Source organism: Methylobacterium sp. XJLW (assembly GCF_003254375.1).
Classification (GTDB): domain Bacteria; phylum Pseudomonadota; class Alphaproteobacteria; order Rhizobiales; family Beijerinckiaceae; genus Methylobacterium; species Methylobacterium fujisawaense.
The window spans coordinates 2,377,805-2,399,879 of sequence record NZ_CP016429.1 but is presented as its reverse complement, the minus strand read 5'-3'; the positions used below and the strand labels follow the sequence as shown (position 1 = coordinate 2,399,879).

Annotated in this window: 20 protein-coding genes and 1 riboswitch; of the genes, 8 read left to right on the top strand and 12 right to left on the bottom strand. The window is 69.6% G+C overall.

The annotated features are described in order from the left end of the window. The first annotated feature begins 228 nt into the window (after window positions 1–228). A complete protein-coding gene (gene ftsH, locus A3862_RS11060) occupies window positions 229–2,127 on the top strand; it encodes an ATP-dependent zinc metalloprotease FtsH (RefSeq protein ID WP_075380941.1) in 1,899 nt (632 codons plus the stop codon). Between the two features lie 668 nt (window positions 2,128–2,795). On the opposite strand, the gene A3862_RS11055 is transcribed toward ftsH, so the two are convergent. Further along, on the bottom strand, window positions 2,796–3,197 hold the full coding sequence (locus A3862_RS11055; RefSeq protein ID WP_043383999.1) for an EF-hand domain-containing protein: 402 nt from the start codon (window positions 3,195–3,197) through the stop codon (window positions 2,796–2,798). 932 nt (window positions 3,198–4,129) lie between these two features. Here A3862_RS11055 and A3862_RS11050 point away from each other — a divergent pair. After that, on the top strand, window positions 4,130–4,336 hold the full coding sequence (locus A3862_RS11050) for a hypothetical protein (RefSeq protein WP_043353665.1): 207 nt from the start codon (window positions 4,130–4,132) through the stop codon (window positions 4,334–4,336). Between the two features lie 1,056 nt (window positions 4,337–5,392). After that, the gene (locus tag A3862_RS11040) at window positions 5,393–5,884 is read left to right on the top strand and encodes a BA14K family protein (RefSeq protein ID WP_043759434.1); all 492 of its coding nucleotides are present in this window, start codon (window positions 5,393–5,395) and stop codon (window positions 5,882–5,884) included. 144 nt (window positions 5,885–6,028) lie between these two features. Here the strand turns inward: A3862_RS11040 and A3862_RS11035 are convergent, their stop codons facing one another. The 3 genes from A3862_RS11035 to A3862_RS11025 all read right to left on the bottom strand — a co-directional run bounded on the left by A3862_RS11035 (window position 6,029) and on the right by A3862_RS11025 (window position 7,805). Continuing rightward, window positions 6,029–6,724, bottom strand: coding sequence for a VIT1/CCC1 transporter family protein (locus A3862_RS11035; RefSeq protein ID WP_043759436.1), 696 nt, complete (start codon window positions 6,722–6,724; stop codon window positions 6,029–6,031). A gap of 311 nt (window positions 6,725–7,035) precedes the next feature. Next, a complete protein-coding gene (locus tag A3862_RS11030) occupies window positions 7,036–7,287 on the bottom strand; it encodes a hypothetical protein (protein WP_043353668.1) in 252 nt (83 codons plus the stop codon). A gap of 257 nt (window positions 7,288–7,544) precedes the next feature. After that, the gene (locus tag A3862_RS11025; protein ID WP_111473587.1) at window positions 7,545–7,805 is read right to left on the bottom strand and encodes a hypothetical protein; all 261 of its coding nucleotides are present in this window, start codon (window positions 7,803–7,805) and stop codon (window positions 7,545–7,547) included. A 293-nt stretch (window positions 7,806–8,098) separates the two neighbouring features. On the opposite strand from A3862_RS11025, the gene A3862_RS11020 reads away from it, so the two are divergent. Then, window positions 8,099–8,350, top strand: a complete 252-nt coding sequence (locus A3862_RS11020) for a hypothetical protein (RefSeq protein ID WP_111473586.1) — start codon at window positions 8,099–8,101, stop codon at window positions 8,348–8,350. A 103-nt stretch (window positions 8,351–8,453) separates the two neighbouring features. After that, window positions 8,454–9,029 (top strand): phospholipase A2 family protein, encoded by a 576-nt coding sequence (locus tag A3862_RS11015; RefSeq protein ID WP_107059924.1) that lies wholly within the window; start codon window positions 8,454–8,456, stop codon window positions 9,027–9,029. A 104-nt stretch (window positions 9,030–9,133) separates the two neighbouring features. On the opposite strand, the gene A3862_RS11010 is transcribed toward A3862_RS11015, so the two are convergent. Continuing rightward, the gene (locus A3862_RS11010; RefSeq protein ID WP_111473585.1) at window positions 9,134–9,589 is read right to left on the bottom strand and encodes a DsrE family protein; all 456 of its coding nucleotides are present in this window, start codon (window positions 9,587–9,589) and stop codon (window positions 9,134–9,136) included. A gap of 128 nt (window positions 9,590–9,717) precedes the next feature. Between A3862_RS11010 and A3862_RS11005 the strand changes: the two genes are divergently transcribed. Further along, the gene (locus A3862_RS11005; protein ID WP_111473584.1) at window positions 9,718–10,536 is read left to right on the top strand and encodes a hypothetical protein; all 819 of its coding nucleotides are present in this window, start codon (window positions 9,718–9,720) and stop codon (window positions 10,534–10,536) included. A gap of 160 nt (window positions 10,537–10,696) precedes the next feature. On the opposite strand, the gene A3862_RS11000 is transcribed toward A3862_RS11005, so the two are convergent. From A3862_RS11000 to A3862_RS10970, 7 genes are all read right to left on the bottom strand, one after another. Further along, on the bottom strand, window positions 10,697–13,870 hold the full coding sequence (locus A3862_RS11000) for an efflux RND transporter permease subunit (RefSeq protein ID WP_043759442.1): 3,174 nt from the start codon (window positions 13,868–13,870) through the stop codon (window positions 10,697–10,699). A gap of 147 nt (window positions 13,871–14,017) precedes the next feature. After that, window positions 14,018–15,196 (bottom strand): efflux RND transporter periplasmic adaptor subunit, encoded by a 1,179-nt coding sequence (locus A3862_RS10995; RefSeq protein WP_051976111.1) that lies wholly within the window; start codon window positions 15,194–15,196, stop codon window positions 14,018–14,020. Window positions 15,197–15,253: 57 nt separating this feature from the next. Next, window positions 15,254–15,571: a hypothetical protein gene (locus A3862_RS10990; protein ID WP_236952735.1), complete on the bottom strand. Its 318-nt coding sequence runs from the start codon at window positions 15,569–15,571 to the stop codon at window positions 15,254–15,256. Window positions 15,572–16,107: 536 nt separating this feature from the next. After that, entirely contained in the window at window positions 16,108–17,277 is a 1,170-nt protein-coding gene (locus A3862_RS10985; RefSeq protein WP_043759443.1) for an MFS transporter, read from the bottom strand. A 7-nt stretch (window positions 17,278–17,284) separates the two neighbouring features. Next, window positions 17,285–18,580 carry an arsenic transporter gene (locus A3862_RS10980; protein WP_043759444.1) on the bottom strand — a complete coding sequence of 432 codons (1,296 nt, stop codon included), beginning with the start codon at window positions 18,578–18,580 and terminating at the stop codon, window positions 17,285–17,287. Window positions 18,581–18,614: 34 nt separating this feature from the next. Then, the gene (gene arsC / locus A3862_RS10975; RefSeq protein WP_043353683.1) at window positions 18,615–19,052 is read right to left on the bottom strand and encodes an arsenate reductase (glutaredoxin); all 438 of its coding nucleotides are present in this window, start codon (window positions 19,050–19,052) and stop codon (window positions 18,615–18,617) included. Continuing rightward, window positions 19,045–19,404 carry an ArsR/SmtB family transcription factor gene (locus A3862_RS10970; RefSeq protein WP_043353685.1) on the bottom strand — a complete coding sequence of 120 codons (360 nt, stop codon included), beginning with the start codon at window positions 19,402–19,404 and terminating at the stop codon, window positions 19,045–19,047. Before A3862_RS10970 ends, arsC begins: the two co-directional genes overlap by 8 nt. 50 nt (window positions 19,405–19,454) lie before the next feature. On the opposite strand from A3862_RS10970, the gene arsH reads away from it, so the two are divergent. Together arsH and A3862_RS10960 are read left to right on the top strand one after the other, a co-directional pair. Further along, a complete protein-coding gene (gene arsH, locus A3862_RS10965; RefSeq protein ID WP_043353686.1) occupies window positions 19,455–20,201 on the top strand; it encodes an arsenical resistance protein ArsH in 747 nt (248 codons plus the stop codon). Window positions 20,202–20,428: 227 nt separating this feature from the next. After that, window positions 20,429–20,501, top strand: a riboswitch (Fluoride riboswitch). A 41-nt stretch (window positions 20,502–20,542) separates the two neighbouring features. Further along, on the top strand, window positions 20,543–21,940 hold the full coding sequence (locus A3862_RS10960; RefSeq protein WP_043759445.1) for a voltage-gated chloride channel family protein: 1,398 nt from the start codon (window positions 20,543–20,545) through the stop codon (window positions 21,938–21,940). The last annotated feature ends 135 nt before the right edge of the window (window positions 21,941–22,075 follow it).

Genomic DNA, 22,075 nt, shown 5'->3' with positions numbered 1-22,075 from the left:
GCGGCAGCCGCCCCCCATGCCGGTCCGCGTGGGGCGACCGGAGGTTCGCTGCGGCGTCATGCGGAGCCGCGTTCGACCGCGGCTCCGAACAGGCTTCGCGTTCAGCCCGCTCGACCGACGGATGTCGCCACCCCGCGCCGCGGTTGCAGACGGGCCGAGACATTTGAGCTGGCGCAAAGCGACGAGCGGCCGAACGGCGCACTTCCCGAGGCGACGTGGGAGGCGCTCATGGACCCGAGTCAGCGCAAGTTGAGCTGGGCGCTCTGGTCCGTGGCGGCGGCCTCCTTCGGCGTCCTGCTCGTCCACGATCTCTGGGTCGGCTTCAGCCAGACGGACGCGATCCCCTACAGTCAGTTCGAGCAATTGGTCGCCCAGGGAAAGATTGCCGAGGCGACCGTCGGCACCGACCGGATTGCGGCCACGCTGAAGGAGCCGGCGGACAACGGCCACCGGTACGTGGTGGCGACGCGCGTCGATCCAGCCCTCGCCGACAGGCTTTCGGCCAAGGGCGTGGTGGTCAAGGGAGCCCCATCCACGGGCTTCATGACGGGCCTCCTCTCCTGGATCCTGCCTGCCTTCGCCGTCTATTTTCTGTGGCGCGCCCTCTTCAGCCGCGTGTCCGGGCGGAGCGGCCTCGGCGGCCTCATGGCCATCGGCAAATCGAAGGCCAAGGTCTATGTCGAGACCGACACGAAGGTGACGTTCAAGGACGTGGCCGGCGTCGACGAGGCCAAGGCCGAATTGCAGGAGACGGTCGCCTTCCTCAAGGATCCCAAGTCCTTCGGGCGGCTCGGGGCGCGGTCACCGAAGGGCATCCTGCTCGTCGGGCCGCCGGGCACCGGCAAGACGCTGCTCGCGCGCGCCGTCGCCGGCGAGGCCGGCGTACCGTTCTTCTCGATCTCGGGGGCCGAATTCATCGAGATGTTCGTCGGCGTCGGCGCCGCCCGGGTGCGAGACCTGTTCGAGCAGGCCCGCGAGGCCGCGCCCGCCATCATCTTCATCGACGAACTGGACTCCCTCGGCCGCAGCCGCAGCGGCACGCAGATCCTGGGGGGCCACGACGAGCGCGAGCAGACCGTCAACCAGCTCCTCGCGGAACTCGACGGGTTCGACCCGACCACCGGCGTGATCCTTCTCGCTGCGACGAACCGGCCGGAGGTCCTCGATCCGGCGCTCCTCCGGCCCGGCCGTTTCGACCGGCAGGTGCTCGTCGACCGCCCCGACCGGAAGGGCCGTGTCGAGATCCTGAAGGTGCATGTCGGCAAGGTTCGGCTCGCCGGGGAGCTCGACCTGGACGAGGTGGCGGGCATCACGCCCGGATTCACGGGCGCCGACCTCGCCAATCTCGTCAACGAGGCCGCCATCGTGGCGACCCGGCGCGGCGGCGCGGACGTCACCTATGCCGACTTCACGGCCGCCATGGAGCGGATCGTGGCCGGGCTTGAGAAGCGCAGCCGCGTGCTTGGGCCGGAGGAGCGCAGGCGCGTGGCGTTCCACGAGATGGGACACGCCCTCGTTGCCGCGAGCCTGCCGGGTGTCGATCCGGTCCTGAAGGTCTCGATCATCCCGCGCGGCGTCGGGGCGCTCGGCTACACGATCCAGCGTCCCACCGAGGACAGGTTCCTGATCACCGCGAGCGCGCTGCGGAACCGGATCGCGGTCCTGCTCGGCGGCCGTGCGGCCGAGGCGCTGGTCTTCGACGGGGATGTCTCGACCGGTGCCGCGGACGACCTGCAGCGCGCGACCCAGATCGCGCTGGAGATGGTGACCCGGCACGGGATGACGCCGGAGGTCGGCCAGCGCACCTATCTGCCACCCGCGAACCCGTTCCTGTCCGAGATCGGCAGCGACCGGCCGAACGCGTCCGACCTGACGGCTCGCGAGATCGACGTTGCCGGCCGGGACATCGTGGCGGGGGCATTCGAGACGGCGACAGAGATCCTGAGACGGCGGCGGCAGGATCTGGAGGGCGGGGCCGCGCTCCTCCTCGACGTGGAAACGGTGACGGCGGCGGAGTTTCCCGCGCTCAGGCCGGGCCCGGAACGAGGCCCGTCTCCCGAGCCCGAGCGGCGGCGCGCGCCGGTCGTCCGGCTGCCGGTCGATGCGAAGCAGGGCACCGACCGATGAAGCCGGCGGCCATCCGGGCCGACGGCGCGGCCGGCAGGACCGGAAGGCCGTCTGGGGCGGATCCTGGCCTTGGCGACCTGATCGTTTGTGAGGCGAACGCGCCTGGCCCGTTCCGGCTCTGGAACAGCCGCCGGCGTCACCCCCGAGCCCGCGATCCTGGGCGGATGCCGCGCACCGGTCAGCAGAGCCCGCAACGCGGCGGCGGCGGCGGGCCACCCCGTCGCGACGAGGAAGCCGCCGACGACGGCCACCGGCACGATGAGGAGATGCTTGAGCATATCTGTGTCATGGGCGGCGGACCACGCGCGCGTAGTCCGGCACGTGGTCCCGGAGGCGCTGTTCGAGGCGGGGGCACCGGGACGGCGGATCGACCCGCCGGCCGGCGCGGCGAAGGCCGGGTGCCGGTCACACGGGTGGCGCCGGGCTCGCCGAACGGCGTGGCCATGGCGGCGGCGCCCCATCTGCGGTCGGCCTCCGATCCGCACCTCATCGCGCGCCCGCACCCCGACCTTTCGCCCGCGGAAGGCGCCGGGTGCGCCGGCACGCTCATGCCTCATGGGATCGCCGACCCGCCTCATCGCCGGCCCAAGGCCGGGCTGGGCGGAGGACGACGTGGCGGCTGCGCGGGCTGGTCCCGCTCGGTCTCTGCGGCTTGCTGTGAGCTTCGACTACCGATCCGAGAAGAATTTCCGAAGCTCCTCGGGGGTCACCTTTCCATCCTTGTTGGCGTCGACCGCGTTGAAGAGACGCTTATGGATAGCCGTCACTTCGTCGAACGAGAGAGAACCGTCCCCGTCCGTATCCGCAATCGCGAACATCATCCGCATTCGGAGGCCGCCGGCCATCATCCCGTCCATCATGTGGTCCATCATGCCACACATGCCGCCATGGCCCAGTCCTCCCATGCCGCTCATCATGCCCCGCCCCATCATGCTGGGTCGGTTGGGCGGGGAGGCTGGGTCCGGCGTGTTCTCCGGGCCCGTTGATGTCTGAGCACCTGCGCTGGACAGCGAGCCGGCCGCGAGGAGTGTGGTGAGGGCCGTCACCTGCACCAGTGTCGCCAGCGTCATGAAACCCTCCCCAGCGAGAGATGTCCCTCGTCACGCGCAATGTCGTCAGCGATGCGGTCGGCCGTGGGCGCAACCGAATTCAGGTTACCTGCCCCGAGGGGTCACACATTGATGTTGATCAACCGCTCAGGACCTCAGGATCGGCGTTCGATCTGAGGCATGCCATTCCGTCGGCATCTCCGAGTCCTGAGCGCCGGATGCGCCCCGGCCATCGAAGTCCCTCGCGGGGCCCGCTGGGGGTGTCACCGATACCCGGTTGGGGTGTGATGGCGAGACCGGCGGTGCAGGCGCGCATGACGGCACGTGTCGTGGCGGATGCGCCCGTCCTGGCGATCCGGCGCAGGGGCAGACCCGCTCCGCTGATGCCGCTCCGCCCCCCGCGCTTCGACAAAGCGGCACGCGACGCTTGGCTCCCGCAGGCCCTTTGGAGTTCGAGAACCAGCCCGAACCCGCTGAGTGTGGTGTCCACCGTGCCGGCAGCAATCCGCGCCTTCGCAACGGACTCGGGAACAGCGGCTTGGCGTTGATCTGGCTCAACGACGCGAGGCTGACCTTGTATGCGAGTTCGACTTCGATCGGCCGGTCGCTGGAGCGCGAACAGGTAGGCTCATCATGACTGCGACCACCGCGGCACCCGCACGGCCTGAACCCGACCCCGCCAGAGTCACCTCTGCCCAGCGCGAAGCCTCGGCGCGCGCCGTCGCGGTCGTCTCCGGTGCAAGACCGACGCGGCGGCAGTTGCCCGAATATCTTGCACCGCGACGTCATCGTCGCGTCGGACGTCGCTATTTGCCAGTATCCGTCTCAACAAACCGAAATGGATCAAGGCCCTGGCCATCGCCGCTTCCCTTGCCGACACGAGGGATTGCGCACGTTCAAGCGGTCCGCTCCGGGGGCAAGTCTCGGCTCGGCCGTCCAAGAGGGAGGGGTCCATGCAGAGCGGCAAGGAGTTTATCGACACCCTGAAACGTGAGCACGCCCGCCTCGGCCGGCTGGTCGACGTCATCGATAACGGTCGTTGGTGGACGACGGACACGCCGGGCCGCCCGGCAGTCGCCGATCTGGACAAGCAGGCGAAACTCCTGGTGAGCGTCATCGATGAGATTGACCGTGTTGTCGGGCAGATCGGCTCGCGCTGAGCGCGACGCTTCGGCCCGCAATGCCGCCTCTGTGTCCACGGTCGGCGCATTCAAGCCTGTCTGACCGCAAAGCGATCAAACGCGTCAGCGGGAAGAGGGTGGCGGACAGCACAGAGCCAAAGGCGCAGGGATGGCCGCGACAGCTGCTCAATGGGATGCGCGGATCAGAGCCCTGGTCCAAAAGCTTCCGGCCTGGATGGGACGCTACCTTGATTGGCTCTTAGAGCCGTCACATCGCTGGTTTAGAGTTCCCGCTGCCGTCGCGTTGTTGATCGGCGGCGTGTTCGCCCCCATTCCGTTCATCGGTGTTTGCATGGTGCCGGCCGGGTTGGTGCTGCTCGGCGAAGACCTGCCTCGGTTGAAGAGGCCCCTGGAGACAGGGGCGCAATGGTTCGAGCGCGCCTGGGCTTCCCTCAGCCGACGCTTTCGCTAGACCGACAGGAGAGATCTGGCCAGTTACCTTTCATGCCCAGGGACAGGTAGGCCGGGGAGCGGAGTTCGCGGCGCTTGCTTCTGACAGATCGCGCAAACTGATCTTATTCCGCCCTGCAATCAGTACAAAGCTCATCGCATCTCGATTTTCGATCTCGGAATTCAAGAGAATTTGTACCTGTAAGTTACGAGCGCTCACATGAAGCGGAGGATCGGATTCCGAACTCCCATCGAGCTTTTGGATCCAAGATCGAGCGATGAAAGTTTTGGATGCGCTTCATCGCGGCCTGACACTTGGCGCGCGTTTGGACGTCGGCATTGGCCAAGTCAAAACCCGGAGTCGCGGCATGCAGCGCTGGGCCTGCAAGTCTGCGCTGCGGGGCGGCACGGTCTCGGCCTGTCAATGCGGGGCGCGAGCGCAGGAATTCGGTCACGCTCGGAGTGATCCGATCAGCCTTATTCGCGAAACGAATTGCTTGGCGGGAGAAATATACAACTATCAGTTATTCTAGGATGGCCATGAATTGCGCTGCATCAAAGACATAGGCTCTCAAGACAGCGAGCGTCCTTGCTCACCATCGAATCCGGCGTTGCGGGATCAACGGGTGGCAAGGGAGAACGGCCATGAACAAGATGCTTCTCGCCGCAGCCGGGATGATCGGGGCGCTCGCGATGATCCCGGCGGCAGCCGATGCGCGGGGCAGTTTCCGCGGCGGCGGCTTCCACGGTGCCGGTGGGTTCCGGGCCGGTGGAGCCCGCGTCGGGGCAGGCGGTTTCAGAGGCGGCGGATACCATGGCGGTGCCATTGTAGCGGGCCGCGGACACTATCCCGGCGTGCGGCCCGGCTACGGCTATGGTCGCCGCTACGGCTACGGGGCAGGCGCGGCTGCGGCGGGGGTCGGTCTTGGCTTGGCCGCGGGCGGTCTCGGCTACGGCTATCCCGGATACGACGACAACTATGCGCCGACGACCTACGCCTATCCCGAGTCTCCGACCGTGGCATCGGATCCAGCGGCGAGCGACGCGACCGCCTACTGCCAACGGCGCTTCCGGTCGTACGATCCGGCTTCGGGAACGTATCTCGGCTACGATGGCCTGCGGCGCCCGTGTCCTTAGCGTGTGAACCGCCGGGGTTTTCCAACACCGATATCGGATTCCCTCGGCGTTCCAGCCCGACGCTGCGTAACGCGCGCAACAGCAATGCCGCCCAGCGCTCCGTGATCCTTGGCTTGCGCCTCCGCCGTGTCTCCGGCCGAGCGGTCACACAACCTTGCCGACGAGATGCCCGATCCCCGCGGTGACCGCCATCGCCAGGGCCCCCCAGAACGCAACCCGCGCGGTCGCCCGCGGGATCGCTGCGCCGCCCACCTTCGCGCCCAACGCCCCGAGCACAGCGAGGAACGTCAGCGAAGCTGCGGACACCGAGACGACGAGATAGTCGGCCGGAGAGACCGCGGCCACGAGAAGGGGCATGGCCGCGCCTGCGGAGAACGTCGCCGCCGAGGTCAGCGCAGCCTGGATCGGGCGCGCCGTGGTGAACGTGGAGATGCCGAGTTCGTCCCTGGCATGGGCGCCGAGGGCGTCCCGCGCCATCAGCTGCTCCGCGACCTTCAGCGCGAGATCGTGGTCGAGGCCGCGCGAGACGTAGATCCCCGCAAGCTCCTCCCGCTCGGCCGCCGGGTCCTGTTCGAGCTCGCGCCGCTCGCGCGCGAGGTCGGCCCGCTCCGTATCGGATTGGGAGCTCACCGAGACGTACTCACCGGCCGCCATCGACATCGCGCCGGCGACGAGGCCCGCCGTACCGGCGACCAGGATATCGCTGGCGGCGGCGGCGGAGGCCGCCACGCCGACGATCAGACTGGCCGTGGATACGAGCCCATCGTTGGCGCCCAGCACCGCGGCACGCAACCAGCCGATGCGCTCGATCAGGTGGCTTTCCGCATGGCGCGCGCGCATCGGCGTCAGCCTCTCTCGGCGGGTGTGGATCTGCCGCTGCCGGGAAGTATGCGACGCAGGGCGCGCTCGTGCCAGAGGTGGCGATGCGCCGAGGCGGCTGTGGCGCGGGGAGGCCCGCTCGGGCCGGGCGTTTCCGCCGGGCCTGAGCCAGATGGAACGGCCGACCCCGCCGGCGCGAGGAGATCGGCAGGACCCGGGTCACACCCGGCGGGTCATCCCTCCAAAGCCCCCCTCCAAAGCCCCGACGGTTTCGGCTGCGCGCCTGTCCCGGCAGCGCCGGGCGTGCCCGCTCGGGCTGAGCGGCCGACGGCTCAGCCGCGCTTCGCCTGCTTGAAGCTCTGTATGGCCTCCCGACAGCCGGTGGAGAGCTTCGCCATGTTCTTCTCGAAGCAGGCCTGCGTTCCGGGACCATCCTCCGGGGTCAGGTCGCCGCAGAAGGTCGTGAAGTCGCCCATGCATTGCTGCTGGAACGCCGCCTTCTCGTCGGCGGACATCGGCGCGGCCCAGACGGAGGTTGCCGCGGTGGACAGAAACAGAACGGTCGTGACCAAACGTATCGGCATGGCGATGCCCCTTCGGCTCGATGAATCCGGTCGGTAAGTCGAATGGGTCGAAAGCGGTTGCACGCCGGCGGGCCCGTCGGCGCCGGCCCGGACAGCCGGCGCCGGACGGTGCCCCGGCGGGCGTTCCGGACGGGGCCCTCAGCGGATCTGTGGCCCGGCGCGGTGCAAGGGCGACGATGATTGCGCTGGAGAGCCCGACCGCCCGCGGAACTGCGCCCCGACCGGCCGACAGGGCCGGAAGGGGCGCAGCAGGTGCGTCAGCGGTGGGTTCCGGTCGAACCGGTGCCGGACGTACCGGTAGCCGTGCCGCCGGTCCGCGTGGTCGAACCGGTCGATTCCATCCCGCCGGACTTCATCTCGTGTCCGGGAGCATAGCCGGATGCGCCGGGGCTCCCCGCCCGGCTTCCGCGGTCCTGCATCTCGTGGCCGGGCGCCTTGGACGAAGCCCCCTGCTCGGCGGCCATGGCGCTGCCGCCAAGAGCGAGAGTGGTGAGAATGATGATCGGGAAGCTTCGCATTGAGCGTCTCCTGTGTTGGAGCCCCTAAACGGCAGGGTGGCCGCGACCGTTCCAGAAAAATTCGATGTCTCGAAAGTATCGCCCGATGTTCGAAGACCGGAGATATCGCCGACCTAAATACTGAAGAAATTCTTTGAGGTTGTTCCTGCCGATCTATCGCACGTCTGACCGGCTCAAACCGCGCAACCCAGTCGTCGCATGGGCCCATGGTGCTGCGCGGCGCGTGGAACGGATTTGCCCCGAGCGCCGTATCTGAGCCGCACCGGGACCAATCCCGCTGCGAGGGAGGCTCCATGTTTCGCACGCCAACGTTGTTCCTGCTCGGCGCACTGACCTTGGCGGGAGGCCTTCTCGGGACCTCGTCCGCCGCCCTGGCCGATCCGCCCTGGGCCCGTGGGGAACGCGGCTTCCGCCCCGGCGGCCCGCCTGCATGGGCGCCCGCGCACGGGTATCGCCGCCATCGCGACATGGGCGGCTACGGCCGCAGGGATGCGCGCGTCTTCGAGGAGCGTCGCTACCGCGGGTACCGGGACAACCGCTACTAGATCCGTCGCGGGCATATCCTCGCCTCGCCGGCCCGGGCAGACCGCACCCCGCTTGGGCCGAGACACCTTGCGCGCGCCTGCGCCGTAGCCATCGGGACCGGTCATGACCCTCGTCCGTGCGATTGTCCTCGCGGTTGTCGTCCTGACCTCTCAGGGTGCGCTCGCACAGGCGCCTGTGGCGCCTCCATCCGCCGAAGACGGGGAGCCTCGCCCCGGGCCGCCCCCGCCCCTTCCGGATGTCTCCGATCCGAACGGGCGGGCCGGCGGGGCGCTGAACGAGCCCGACGAACGGTCCGATATCCCGAAGACGCTCCGTTCGTCCGGATCCAAGGCCGGCGGCCCGGCCAACGACCTGAACCCGGGCGGCCGCGCCGAGGCGCCGGCCCCGCCCAAGGGCGAGCTTGGCCAAGTCATTGCCGGCAAGGAACTGTTTCACGGCAACTATTGCGGGAAGGGGCAGCGCGGCGAGGGGTTGCCGCCGACCGACGACCTGGACGCCGCATGCATGCGCCACGATGCCTGCTATGACACGGCCGGGTACAGTTCATGCGCCTGCGACGCGACGCTGAAACGGGAGGCCTCCATCGTCTCGGACAGCCCGAAGGTGACGCTGGAAGTCCGGCGCAGGGCCCTCAGCGTGATCGAGGCGACGGCCGCGATGGACTGCCGCGCCCCCTGATCCCGGTCGGTGGACCGGCTCCTCGGCCGGGACTTCGGAAGTCGCGCCCGTCCCGCACCGCCGCGGGACCGGCGGCGGCGCAGGCCGCGCGCCGGCAGATCACCCTACGGCCGCACATAGCTCCACCCCTGCTCCTGCCGCTCCATGATCTGCACGACGCCGGAGGGAACGATCGTCACCTGCGGCAGCAGCGGGATCGGATGCCCCTCGGCCTTCTCCATGGCGGTCTTGGTGTTGTTGCAGGCCGAGAACTGGATCTTCGACGGGAAGCCGGACTCGGCGAAATGCGCGATCCGGTCGGCCACGGTGGATTTGTCGGCCCGATACATGGCGAGGCCCGGCCCGAAGGCGACGATGTCGATCTCCACCGCCTCGTTCTTGGCGCGGTAATGATCGACCACGTTGGTGGCGTTGTTGAGCGTCAGGTTCATCGTGGCCGGGTCGGCTGTGTCCACCTGGAACACGACGCGGTGCCCCCTGCCCGTCTCGGCGGCGGAGACCGGGGCGGCGGCGAGCCCGGCCAGCAGGAACAGGATCGGGCGTCGGGGGAGCTGTCGCATGGCTGATCTCCGGTCGGGGCCGGCGCCTGTCGGAGCCCGTGACTTTGGCCCAGGCCCGGCGCCCGTGATAGCGAAGCCGCGGCTCCGAAGTCGATCCGGATCGGCGGTGCGATGCCGGGGAAGCGGCCGTGGCAGCGATATGGGTAACAGCCCTGGTCCGGGCGCTGACCTCGGGAACCGTCGTCGTGCTGGCCTCCGTGCTGGCGGAACTCCTCGGACCGGTCTGGGGCGCCCTCATCGTCAGCCTGCCGGTCTCGGCCGGGCCGGCCTACGTGTTCATGGCCTTGGAACACGATACCGAGTTCGTCGCCGGGGCGGCCCTCAACGGCTTCGCCGCCAATGCGGCGACGGGCCTGTTCCTGACCGTCTACGCCCTGCGGGCCAGCGGCCGGGATCTGGGCTCGACCCTCGGTCCGGCGACGCTGGCATGGCTGGCGGTGGCCATCCCCGTATCCGCCGCGTCCTGGACGCCGCTGACGGCCCTCGGGCTCAACGCACTCGTCTATGGCGCGGGGGCCGTCGCGACCCGGCAGGCGGTGCGAACCTCCCTCGTCCGGAGCGCGGTCGTCGCGCGGCCGCGACCGGTGGATCTCCTGGCCCGAGCGACGGCCGTGGCCCTGTTCGTGGCGGTTGTCCTGGCTGTCAGTTCGGCCCTGGGACCGGCGCGGACCGGGGTGGTCGCCGCCTTTCCGGTCACCCTGACGAGCACCTTCGTGATCCTGCATCGCCGGATCGGCGGGGGCGCGATGGCACGCTTGGCCAGCATTGCGATCCGGGGCGTCTTCGGCTTCGGCCTGGCGCTGCTCACGCTTCACCTGACGGTCCAGGCCCTCGGTGCCGCCGCCGCCCTGTGTGCCGCCCTCCTCGTCTCATTGATCTACTCGGCCGGGCTTCTCATCCTGCAGCGCCGGCCCAGTCCGAAGGAGCCCGGCATCGTCACGCGGTGAAGCGGCGGGGCGTCTGATCCCCGGTGTCGCGGTACGCTCGACCGCCCTGTTGCGGGGGACGCGCCAGGAGCCGAAATCCTCGCGGCGGCGTCAGGCTGGACCCGCCACGCCGCCCCCCGGGACCCGACGCAATCCGGGATGCGCGCCCTCCGTCACGGTGTCAGACCCTCTCGGGGGCCGAGGATGCGGTCCCGGTCGGCACAGGCTGCCGCCCCTGCGCGCGCCGCTCCTCGACGCGCTGCAGGATGACGTAGAAGCACGGCACGAACAGCACCGCCAGGCAGGTCGAGGCCAGCATCCCGCTGAACACCGTGATGCCGATCGACTTGCGCGCGGCAGCGCCGGCCCCGGAGGCGGTGACGAGGGGCAGGACGCCGAGGATGAAGGCGAACGAGGTCATCAGGATCGGGCGGAAGCGCAGCCGCGACGCCTCCACGGCCGCGGCCGCGATGTCGAGACCGGCCTGCCGCTTCTCGCGGGCGACCTCGACGATCAGGATGGCGTTCTTGCTCGCCAACGCGATCAGCAGGATCAGGCCGATCTGCGTGTAGAGGTTGTTGGCGACGCCGAGCAGCAGCAGCGCCCCGACCGTGCCCAGGAGCGCCAGCGGCACCCCGAGCAGGACCGCCAGCGGCAGGATCCAGCTCTCGTACTGGCCGGCCAGGACCAGGTAGACGAGGAGGATGGCGAGCCCGAACACGAGGTAGATCTGCGCGCCGACCGCCTTCTCCTGGTACGACATCGCCGTCCAGTCATAGCCCGTGCCCGGCGGCAGCACCTTGGCGGCGATCTGCTGCATCAGGTCCAGCGCCTGCCCGGAGCTGAAGCCCGGCGCCGCCCCGCCCACGATCGTGGCCGTCGGGTAGAGGTTGTAGAGGCTGATCAGGGACGGGCCCTGCACGGTCTTGATCTCCACGATGGTGCCGAGCGGCACCATCGCCCCGTTGCCGGCCCGCACCTTCAGGTTCTCGACGTCCTCGGGGCGGAGCCGGTAATCGGGCGCGGCCTGCACGTAGACCTGGAAGGTCCGGCCGAACTTGTTGAACTGCGTGACGTAGGACGACCCCACGTAGCTCGAGAGCGTCGAGAAGACCTGCCCGACCGTGACGCCGAGCGCCTCGGCCTTGATCCGGTCCACTGCGATCGCGATCTGCGGCACGCCGGCCCGGAACGAGGTGTTGAGCCTCCGCAAGCCCGATTGCGCGTTCCCGTCGGCGACGATCGTCCGGGCGAGGCTCTCCAGCAGGGGGTAATCGAAGTCGCCGTTGCGCAGCTCCACCTGCATGGTGAAGCCGCTGGCATTGCCGATGCCCTGGATCGGCGGCGGGATGAGCACGAAGGTCGCGGCGTCCTCGACGCCCTCCAGCATCGTGTTGAAGCGGTCGTAGAGGCTGCGCAGATCCTGGCCCTTCTCCCTGGCCCGGGCGTCCCAGTCCTTGAGGACGACGTAGGCGACACCGGCATTGGGCAGGGTGGCGTTGGAATCGAGGACCGAGATGCCGCTGATGGTGAGCACGTTGTCGACGCCGGCCGTCGCCTTCGCCTGCGCGCTGATGCGCTGCATCACCGCGTCGGTGCGCTCCTTCGAGGCCCCGTCGGGCAGCTGGGCCCCGATCAGCACGTAGCCCTGATCCTCCGTGGGCAGGAAGGCGGTGGGCAGGCGGGTCAATCCCCATCCCGCCAGGCCGATCAGCAGGAGCGCGAGGACGGCCATGAGGCCGCTGCGCCGGACCATGTGGGCGATCAGCCGGGCGTACCAGCCCTCGACGACCCCGTAGACGCGGTTGAAGCCGCGGTAGAACAGGTTCCGCTTCTCCGGCGGCACCGGCTTGCGCAACCACAGGGCGCATTGGGTCGGCTTCAGCGTGGCGGCGTTGATCGCGCTGATCAGCGCGGTGGCGGCGATCACCAGGGCGAACTGCTTGTAGAGCTGCCCGGTCAGGCCGGGGAGGAACGCGGCCGGCACGAAGACCGACATGAGCACCAGGGTGATGCCGATGATCGGGCCGAACAGCTCCTCCATCGCCTTCTCGGCCGCCGCCCGGGGCGAGAGGCCCTCGTCGATATGGTGGGCCACGCCCTCGACGATCACGATGGCGTCGTCCACCACGATGCCGATCGCCAGCACGATGGCGAACAAAGTCGAGAGGTTCACGCTGAAGCCCATCGCCGCCATGGCGGCGAAGGCGCCGATGATGGTCACCGGCACCGTCGTGGCCGGCACCAGCATGGCCCGCCAGTCCTGGACGAAGACCAGGATGACGATCAGGACCAGCACGGCGGCCTCGAACAGCGTCCTGTAGACCTCGTGGATCGAGGCCTGGACGAACGCGGTCGTGTCGAACGGGATGGCGTAGACGAGGCCCGGCGGGAAGGTCTTGGCGAGTTCGGCCATCCGGGTGCCGACGGCGTTCGCCACCGTGAGCGCGTTCGCCTCCGGCAGCTGGTAGATGCCGATGCCGGCGGCGGCCTGACCGTTCAGGGTGAAGGACTGGCTGTAGGTCTGCGCGCCGAGTTCGACCCGGCCGACGTCGCGCAGGCGGGTGATGCGGCCGCCGTCCTGCGCGTCCGCCTTGATGATGATGTTCTCGAAGTCCGGGGCGTCGTTCAGCCGCCCGTTGATGTTGAGGGTGTACTGGAAATCCTGTCCGGTCGGCACCGGCGGCATCCCCAGGGCCCCGGCGGTGACCTCCTGGCTCTGCTGCTGCACGGTGTTGATGATGGCGTCGGGGGTGAGGCCCCGGGCCTGGAGCAGATCGGGGTCCAGCCAGATCCGCATCGCGTACTGGCCGGCGCCGAACACCGTGACGTTGCCGACGCCGGGGAGCCGGGCCAGCTCGTTCTGCACGTTGATCACGCCGTAATTCGACAGGAACAGGCTGTCGAACTTCCCGTCGGTGGCCGACAGCGTCACGAATTGCAGGATTGCGGTGGATTTCTTCTGGGTCGTGACGCCCTGGACCTGGACCGCCTGCGGCAGCGAGGACATCGCGATCGCGACGCGGTTCTGCACCAGAACCTGCGCCTGATCGCCGTCCGTCCCGATCGCGAAGGTGACCGTGAGGGTGTAGGTGCCGTCGCTCGCGCTGGTCGACTGCATGTAGAGCATGCCCTCGACGCCGTTGACCTGCTGCTCGATCGGCAGCGCCACCGTGTCGATCACCGTGCGGGCGCTCGCACCCGGATAGCGCGTGGTGACCTGGACCGTCGGCGGCACGACGTTGGGGTATTGCGACACGGGCAGGTTGAGGAGCGACACCGCGCCGACCAGCACCATGATCAGGGCCAGCACGTTGGCCAGGACCGGCCGCTCGATGAAGAAGCGCGAGATCATGCCGTTGGCCCTCGGTGCCGGCGTCTCAGGGGCGGTCCGCCGCATCGGCGGGCCGCGGATGGGCGGATGCCGGCCTCCGGTGACCGGGCGGATCGGTGCCCTGGACCATCGGTCTCGCGGGCTCGGCCGGGCGCACCGGCCGGTGTCTCACCGCTGAAGCGGCGCCGGGCTTGGGGAGGCCTCGGCCACCGCCGACTTCTGGGGTGCGACCTTGGCCCCGGGGATGGCTCGCTGGATGCCGTCCGTGACGACCCAGTCGCCGGGGGCGAGCCCCGCCTCGATCACCCGGTACCGCCCGTCCCGCGCCCCGAGCGTCACCACCCGCTGCGCGACCGTGTTGTCGGCCCCGACCGTGAGCACGTAGCTGCCCTGCTGGTTCGTCCCGATGGCGTCGTCGCGGACCAGCAGCGCCTTGTCGTCGCGGCCGACCGGGATCCGGACCCGCACGAACAGGCCCGGGAGGAGCGCGTGATCGCCGTTCTCGATGAGCGCCCGGGCCAGCAGGGTGCCGGTGGACGGATCGACCTGCGGCGCGAGGTAGTCGAGCCGGCCGGTATGCGGATAGCCGGTCTCGGTCTGCAGGCCGATCTCCACCGGTATCTTGGCCAGATCGCCCAGCGGCTGCTGCGTCGCGCGCAGGTGCTGCTTGACCAGCAGCACCTGCTGCTCGCTGACGTTGAAGTAGACGTAGAGCGGATCGATGCGGACGAGCTGCGCCAGCTTGGTCGGCCCGCTGATGCCGACGAGCGCCCCGACATCCGCCAGGTGGTTGGTGACCACGCCGTCGAAGGGCGCGGAGACCTGCGTGTAGCCGAGGTTGATGGTGGCGATGTCGAGGTTGGCCTGCGCCTCCATGACGGCGGCGCTGGCTTGGTCCTGCTTGGTCTTGGCGTCCTCGACCCGGGCCTGCGAGGCGAATTCCTGCCGCCCCAGCGTGGATTGGCGCTGATATTCGGACTGGGCGTTCGCCAGGGCGGCCTGCTGCGCCGCCAGGGCGCCCTGCGCCTGCTTGAGCTGCGCCTCGTAGGTGTTGCGCTGGATGGCGAAGAGCGGCGCGCCCGCCTTCACCACGGCGCCGTCCTTGTAGGTGATCGCCTCCAGAAAGCCCTGGACCCGCGCCTCGAGATCGACGGCCGCGAACGCCTTGGTGTTGCCGGTGAGTTCGAAGTAGCGCGTCACCGTGCGCACGACCGGCTGCGAGACCGAGACGCCGGGCGGCGGTGGCGGGACGTACTGGTTCGAATCGCGGCAACCGGCGGCGCATCCGGCGATGGCCGCGAGGGCGAGAAGACGGACGGATCCGGGAAGCTGCAGCACGATCGGCACGGCCGGCCCTCAACCTGAGATCGTTACGGATGGTCTTTGGCCTCGGTCCTGCCGCGGCTACTGACCATCCTCGGCCTTGGCTTCCCGGGCGAGGGTCAGGCATTCGAGCAGATCGACATAGCTGGGCAGGCCGTCGAGTTGCGCTTCCGCCGCGCAGCGTGTCCGGTCACCGGCCGGGTAGCTGGACCACTTTTTTTCGACCTCGGCCCGCGCCGACCCCTCATCCTCGAGGCAGAGCTTCTGCCGGCCGGCATCGAGGGTCATCTGCTGCGTCGCCGCCCGGCAGCTGCCGTGAACGTCGAAGACCGGCATCGTGTCCGAGACCGGCGTCGCCAACGCCAGCTCCATCAGCAGGGCAGGAACGGCAAACATCATGATCGACACACCCGCGCAGCGCGCCAACCGGACAACCCGGTCGATCCTGACTTTGGCGGCCCAACACAGATGCCCCGCCCTGCGACAATACAGGTTCGATGCGCAAACGGGCCCGATTCGGTCGCCTGTGCTCTATCGATAGCACATTTCGCAGCTGAGCCATGGCCTCAAAAATTGTTATCAACCAAGGCTGACTACCGAATCCCGCGATCCCCCGGCAGATCGGGCACGCGATGTATTTACGTCTTATTTAAACGTCCCACCCGATACGGGACAGCAACAGACCCAACGATACACCTGCATCACGGTATTTCGGCGCCCCCAGGATCGACGGCCCGCGAAGATTCACCTGTGAAAGACGGGCGCCGCCAAGGAGAGGGGATCGGCCGGTCTTGGACCCGGCGGAGTGGGACGATGGACCGAGCCGCGAACAGCCGAACATGCAGGGTTCGTCGCGGTCGCGCGATCCCCCCTCCCGTCGGCCGGCGGGACAGGGCCGGTGTCGCGATCCCCTGCCTGTCGGCTTGGCCGCCGTCTCACCGCTCCGCGCGGTGGAGATGCCACAGCGCGCCGACCAGCCCGAGATTGGCGAGGCTCAGGGCGAGCAAGAGCCACAACAGGGCCTCCGGGCTGGCCTGGGTCAGCACGAACGCGCCGGCCGGCGGGGCGAGCGCCTGCGCGACCAGCCCCGGCCGCGCCAGGCGGCCGACCACCAGCGGGTAGCGCACCGGACCGAACAGGGCCAAGGGCACCGTGCCCCGCGCGATCGAATAGATCCCGTTGCCGCCGCCGTAGAGCACCAGCCAGATCCCGACGCCCGGCAGCCCCAGGGCCAGCAGCACCAAACCCAGCGCCACCAGGCCCAGGGCGGCGGTGAGAGTCCACAGCGGGTGATGCCGCCCTTCGAACGACATCTCCACGATGCGGGCGCCGACCTGCGCCGGGCCGATCAGCGCCGCGTAGGACACGGCGGACGGCAGCGCCACGCCCCGCGCCTGCAGCAGCGTCAGCAGATGCACCGACACCAGCGCCATGATCGCGCCGCCGAGGACCAGCACCCCGGCGAACAGCAGGAACGCCCGCCGCTCGGAGGCGGACAGAGGGCCGGTGCGCGCCGCGCGGTGCTCCGCCGCCGCCGCCGGCGGGTTCGGGATCAGCAGGAGCACCAGCGGCAGCGTGACCCCGAGGTGCAGGCCGGCATAGGCGAGGCAGGCGCCCCGCCAGCCGACCTGCGCGACCAGGAACGCCGAGAGCGGCCAGCACACGGTGCTGGCGAACCCACCCCACAGGGTCAGGGTGGTGATCGCCGGCCGTGCCGCCGCCCCGTAGAGGCGCCCGAGGGTGGCGAAGGCCGGATCGTACAGGCCGCAGCCCATGCCGAGCCCCAGCAGAAGCCAGCCGGCCAGGTAGACCGGCAGGACCGGCGCGGCGGCCAGCGTGATCAGGCCGGCCGCCAGCAGCAGCGCCGCCAGCGCCAGAACCGGACGGCCGCCATGGCGGTGGATCGCCGCCCCGACATGCGGCGCGGCGAACGCGGCAACGAGGAGCCCGAGGGACAGACCGCCGACCACCCAGGCCAGCGGCCAGCCGGTGCTCTCCGCCACCGGGCCGGCGAGCACGGCGGGCAGGTAGAACGAGGACCCCCAGGCGAGGATCTCGATCACGCCGAGGGCGGAGATCACCGGCCAGCGCCGCCCCCCGGACACGCGCGGCCTACCGGGTGCCGAGCAGCGGCAGCCAAGCCGCCAGCGCCAGCAGCGTGGCCAGCAGCACGGGCGGGGTGATGACCAGGCCGACCTTCATGTACTGGCCCCAGGTGATCCTCTGGCCCTTGCTGTCCAGGACATGCAGCCAGAGCAGGGTGGCGAGGCTGCCGATCGGCGTGAACTTCGGCCCGAGGTCGCAGCCGATCACGTTGGCGTAGACCATCAGCTCGCGGGTCAGCGGCGACAGGTCCGGCGCCCGCTCGATCGCGAGCGCCCCGATCAGCACGCTCGGCATGTTGTTCATCAGCGACGACAGGATCGCGGCGGCAAAGCCGGTGCCGATGGTGGCGGCCCACGGGCCGTGGCCGGCGAGCCAGACCAGGCCCTTCGCCAGCGCGTCGGTCAGGCCGGCGTTCCGGAGGCCGTAGACCACGAGGTACATGCCGAGGCTGAACAGCACGATCTGCCAGGGCGCGCCGGTCAGCACCTTGCGGATCGGGATGATCCCGCCCCGGTTGGCGAGCAGCAGGAGCACCGCCGCGCCGGCGCAGGTGACGGCCGACACCGGCACCCCGAACGGCGCGGTGACGAAGTAGGCGGCGAGCAGCACGCCGAGCAGCGGGAACGCCGCCCGGAACACCAGCGGATCGCGGATCGCGTCGGCCGGGCGTTCGAGGGCATCGACCGGGTAGGCTTCCGGCACGTCGCGCCGGAAATAGGCCCACAGCACCAGCAGCGTCGCCGCCAGGGACACCAGGTTCACCGGCACCATCACGGCGGCGTACCGGCCGAAGGTCACGGCGAAGAAGTTGGCGGAGACGATGTTGACCAGGTTGGAGATCACCAGCGGCAGGGAGGTGCTGTCCGCCACGAACCCGCAGGCGACGATGAACGCCAGGGCCGCCGCCGGCTTGAAATCGAGCCGGAGCAGGATCGCCAGCACGATCGGCGTCAGCAGCAGCGCCGCGCCGTCGTTGGCGAACACCGCCGCGATGGCCGCGCCGAGGAGCACGACCAGCGGGAACAGCCGCCGGCCCCGGCCGCCGCCCCAGCGGGCGATGTGCAGGGCCGCCCAATGGAAGAACCCGGCCTCATCGAGCAGCAGGGAGAGGATGATGAGCGCCACGAAGGTGAACGTGGCGTCCCAGACGACATGCCAGACCACCGGAATGTCGCCCGGGTGGATCACGCCCGCGGCGAGAGCGACCCCCGCGCCGGCCAGTGCGCTCCATCCGATCCCGAGGCCCCTGGGCTGCCAGATGACGAACACGAGGGTGGCAAGGAAAATGGCGAGCGCGAGCATCCGGGCGTTTTCGTCTTATGGATCGGTGTGAGGCTCAGGCCGTGGCGACGCGGCGGCCGTGCTCGTCCACGACCCGCTCACCGTCTTCCTTGACGAACTCGCCCTGCTGCACCGGCAGAAGATCGAGCACGGCTTCCGACGGTCGGCACAGGCGCACGCCCTTGGGCGTGACCACCAGCGGGCGGTTGAGGAGGATCGGGTGCGCCGCGATGGCGTCCAGGAGCTGCGCATCCGTCAGCGCGGGATCGCCGAGGTTCAGCTCCGCGAACGGCGTGCCGCTCTCCCGCAGCACCGCACGCACCGACAGACCGGCGCGGGCCAGGAGCTGCACCAGCAGCGCCCGCGCGGGCGGGGTTTTGAGGTACTCGATCACGTGCGGCTCGATGCCGGCGTTGCGGATCATCGCGAGGGTGTTGCGGGACGTGCCGCATTCGGGGTTGTGGTAGATCACGACGTCGAACGGCTCAGGCATGGGCGGTCTCTCCAAGGGCGGGGCAGCAGGGTGCCAGGGCGGCCATCGCCGGGGTGCAGACCTCCGGGCGGCCCTGGCAGCAATCTTTCATCAGGAAGGCGATCAGGCCGGACAGCGCCGGGTAGGCGGCGCTGTAGATGATCGAGCGGCCCGCGCGCCGCGAGGCGACCAGGCCCGCGTGGCTCAGTTCCTTGAGATGATGGGACACGGTGGCGGCGGAGACGCCCACCGCCTCGGCCAGCACGCCGGAGGCCAGCCCGTCCGGGCCGGCGGTCACGAGCACCCGCACCAGGCGCAGACGGTGCTCCTGGGCGAGGGCCGCGAAGGCGGCGAGGGCTTGCGGCTCGTCCATATTCGTTACAATCTTCAAATCACTCTTTGAACGTACAAGAAAGCTGAACCTTGGACAAGCCGCGCCAGCCTTTCACCGATGGCCTGCCGAACCTGAGCGCCGCGCATTTCGTGGTGCCGACCCGCGCGCGCCTGGAGGCGGTCAAGCCGCTCACCCACGCCCCCCGGTTCCTGATCCTCTACGGCTCCCTGCGGGAGCGCTCGTTCAGCCGCTTCCTCGCCTACGAGGCCGCCCGGCTCCTGGAAGCCATGGGCGGCGAGGTGCGGATCTACGACGCGCACGGCCTGCCCCTGCCCGACGACACGACCGCCGATCATCCGAAGGTGCAGGAGCTGCGCGACCTCTCGATCTGGTCCGAGGGCCAAGTGTGGGTGTCGCCGGAGCGGCACGGCACGCTGACCGGCGTGATGAAAAGCCAGATCGACTGGCTGCCGCTCTCCGAAGGCAGCGTGCGGCCGACCCAGGGGCGCACCCTGGCCGTGATGCAGGTGTCCGGCGGCTCGCAGAGCTTCAACGCCGTGAACAGCCTGCGGATTCTCGGCCGCTGGATGCGGATGATCACGATCCCGAACCAGTCGTCGGTCCCGATGGCCTACAAGGAGTTCGACGAGGCCGGCCGGATGAAGCCGGGGCCGCTCTACGAGCGCGTCGTGGACGTGTGCGAGGAGCTGATGAAGTTCACGCTGCTGACCCGGGAGCGGGCCGACGACCTCGTCGACCGCTACAGCGAGCGGAAGGAGCGCGCGCCGGAGCGGCTGAGCGCCGTGGCCGCCGACATCGGCTTTGTGAAGCGCTGAGACACACCGCCGCCGATGCGACCGTCCACGCGGGCGCCGTCGTGATCGCGGCGGCGACCGGCCGCCCGTGGGGCAGGTCTGTGCGGGACCAGGGTCCCAGCGCCCCGAGGGCCGACCGGATCCGCTGTCTCCGCGTCCACCCTCGGGGGAGCGACGGGTTCGCCCCTCCCCGCACGCCGCAGGCCTGCACGAAGGGCCTTGACGCGGTTCGGAGGGGTCCCGTATCTCTTGAGGACGGCAATGGTGTCTGCCGGGCCATCAAGGCCGAACCGCCGTCAGGCTGATGACTCCTACTTCTTGCGATCCCGCAAAGTCTTGCGGCGTCGCATCAAGGGGATGTCATGCGCGCAACCTTCCGAAATCTGTTCACACGCTTCAACGTAGCGGCTTTTGTCCGCACGCGGCACGATCATGCCGTCTCGGTCGCGCGCTGGATCCTGGTTCTGCTGCCCATGGCCGCCGCCGTGGGCTCCCTGTGCGCGGCCTTCCTCTGGAGCCTCGATGCGGCCACCCGGGCGCGCTTCGCCTATCCCGGGCTGCTGTTTCTCCTGCCGCTCGGCGGCTTGGCTATCGGGCTGCTCTACCATCGCTTCGGCCAGTCCGTGGAGGGCGGCAACAACCTCATCGTCGAGCAGATCCATGTGCCCGGGGGTGGCGTGCCCCTGCGCATGGCGCCGCTGATCTTCCTCGGCACGGTGGTCACGCATCTGTTCGGCGGATCGGCGGGCCGCGAAGGCACGGCCGTCCAACTGGGCGGCAGCCTCGCAAGCGCCTTCGGCAAGGCGGTCCGCCTGGATGCGCCGAGCTTCCGGATCATGCTGATGGCCGGGATCGCCGCGGGGTTCGGCGCCGTCTTCGGTACGCCACTGGCCGGCGCGGTTTTCGCGCTCGAGGTCCTCGCTGTCGGACGCGTCGAATATGCGGCCCTCGTGCCCTGCCTCGTCGCGGCCGTGGTCGGCGACTGGACCTGTCAGCTGTGGGGCATCGAACACGGGGTCTTCCGTATCGACGACCACGCCGGAGCCGTCGGCACGCACATGGTCGAGCCGCTGCTCCTGGCCAAGGTCGCGGTGGCAGGCGTGGCCTTCGGACTGGCCGGCTTGGTGTTCGCCGAGGCGAACCACATGCTCGGCGGATGGTGCAAGCGGGTCATCGCCTTCGCGCCCCTCCGCCCCGTGGCGGGCGGCCTCGCGGTGATCGCCCTGGTCTACCTCTGTGGCACGCGGGATTATCTGGGACTGGGCGTCTGGTCGGCGGATCCGCACGGGCTGACCATCGCCCGCTTCTTCGGTCCGGAGGTGCATCCCTGGAGCTGGGCGCTCAAGATGCTGTTCACGGTCGTCACCCTGAGCGCCGGGTTCAAGGGCGGCGAGGTCACGCCGCTGTTCTTCATCGGCGCGGCCCTCGGCAACGCGCTGGCCGGGGTGCTGGGGGCGCCGGTGGATCTCCTGGCCGGCCTCGGGTTCGTCGCCGTGTTTGCCGGAGCGGCCAACACGCCGCTGGCCTGCACGCTGATGGGTATCGAGCTGTTCGGCGCCACGCACGGCGTCTACATCGCGACCGCCTGCTTCCTGGCCTACCTGTGCTCCGGGCACAGCGGCATCTACCTGTCCCAGCGCATCGCCGTCCCGAAGGTTTCCGTGGGCACTCTGCCGCCGGACGCCACCCTGCGCCATGCGCGCACGCACCGCGCGGCCCGGCTGACCGCGCCGGCCCCCGTGTCGGCCCCCGACAGATAGGTGCGCCCCAGGGCTTCGACGCGTCCGGTCGTCCCGGCCGGGATCGGGACGGTGCGGGCATCTCAATGACGTGCGCCGACAGGGCTCGACCACGCCAAGCCCGTTCCCTGGGGGGCTCCAGGCCCCTCTGCGGGG

Bases quoted from the DNA above. Each gene is read 5' to 3' on its own strand.
- ftsH (WP_075380941.1), top strand. From the start codon at position 229: ATGGACCCGAGTCAGCGCAAGTTGAGCTGGGCGCTCTGGTCCGTGGCG.
- A3862_RS11055 (WP_043383999.1), bottom strand. From the start codon at position 3,197: ATGACGCTGGCGACACTGGTGCAGGTGACGGCCCTCACCACACTCCTC.
- A3862_RS11050 (WP_043353665.1), top strand. From the start codon at position 4,130: ATGCAGAGCGGCAAGGAGTTTATCGACACCCTGAAACGTGAGCACGCC.
- A3862_RS11040 (WP_043759434.1), top strand. From the start codon at position 5,393: ATGAACAAGATGCTTCTCGCCGCAGCCGGGATGATCGGGGCGCTCGCG.
- A3862_RS11035 (WP_043759436.1), bottom strand. From the start codon at position 6,724: ATGCGCGCGCGCCATGCGGAAAGCCACCTGATCGAGCGCATCGGCTGG.
- A3862_RS11030 (WP_043353668.1), bottom strand. From the start codon at position 7,287: ATGCCGATACGTTTGGTCACGACCGTTCTGTTTCTGTCCACCGCGGCA.
- A3862_RS11025 (WP_111473587.1), bottom strand. From the start codon at position 7,805: ATGCGAAGCTTCCCGATCATCATTCTCACCACTCTCGCTCTTGGCGGC.
- A3862_RS11020 (WP_111473586.1), top strand. From the start codon at position 8,099: ATGTTTCGCACGCCAACGTTGTTCCTGCTCGGCGCACTGACCTTGGCG.
- A3862_RS11015 (WP_107059924.1), top strand. From the start codon at position 8,454: ATGACCCTCGTCCGTGCGATTGTCCTCGCGGTTGTCGTCCTGACCTCT.
- A3862_RS11010 (WP_111473585.1), bottom strand. From the start codon at position 9,589: ATGCGACAGCTCCCCCGACGCCCGATCCTGTTCCTGCTGGCCGGGCTC.
- A3862_RS11000 (WP_043759442.1), bottom strand. From the start codon at position 13,870: ATGATCTCGCGCTTCTTCATCGAGCGGCCGGTCCTGGCCAACGTGCTG.
- A3862_RS10990 (WP_236952735.1), bottom strand. From the start codon at position 15,571: ATGATGTTTGCCGTTCCTGCCCTGCTGATGGAGCTGGCGTTGGCGACG.
- A3862_RS10980 (WP_043759444.1), bottom strand. From the start codon at position 18,580: ATGCTCGCGCTCGCCATTTTCCTTGCCACCCTCGTGTTCGTCATCTGG.
- arsC (WP_043353683.1), bottom strand. From the start codon at position 19,052: ATGCCTGAGCCGTTCGACGTCGTGATCTACCACAACCCCGAATGCGGC.
- A3862_RS10970 (WP_043353685.1), bottom strand. From the start codon at position 19,404: ATGGACGAGCCGCAAGCCCTCGCCGCCTTCGCGGCCCTCGCCCAGGAG.
- A3862_RS10960 (WP_043759445.1), top strand. From the start codon at position 20,543: ATGCGCGCAACCTTCCGAAATCTGTTCACACGCTTCAACGTAGCGGCT.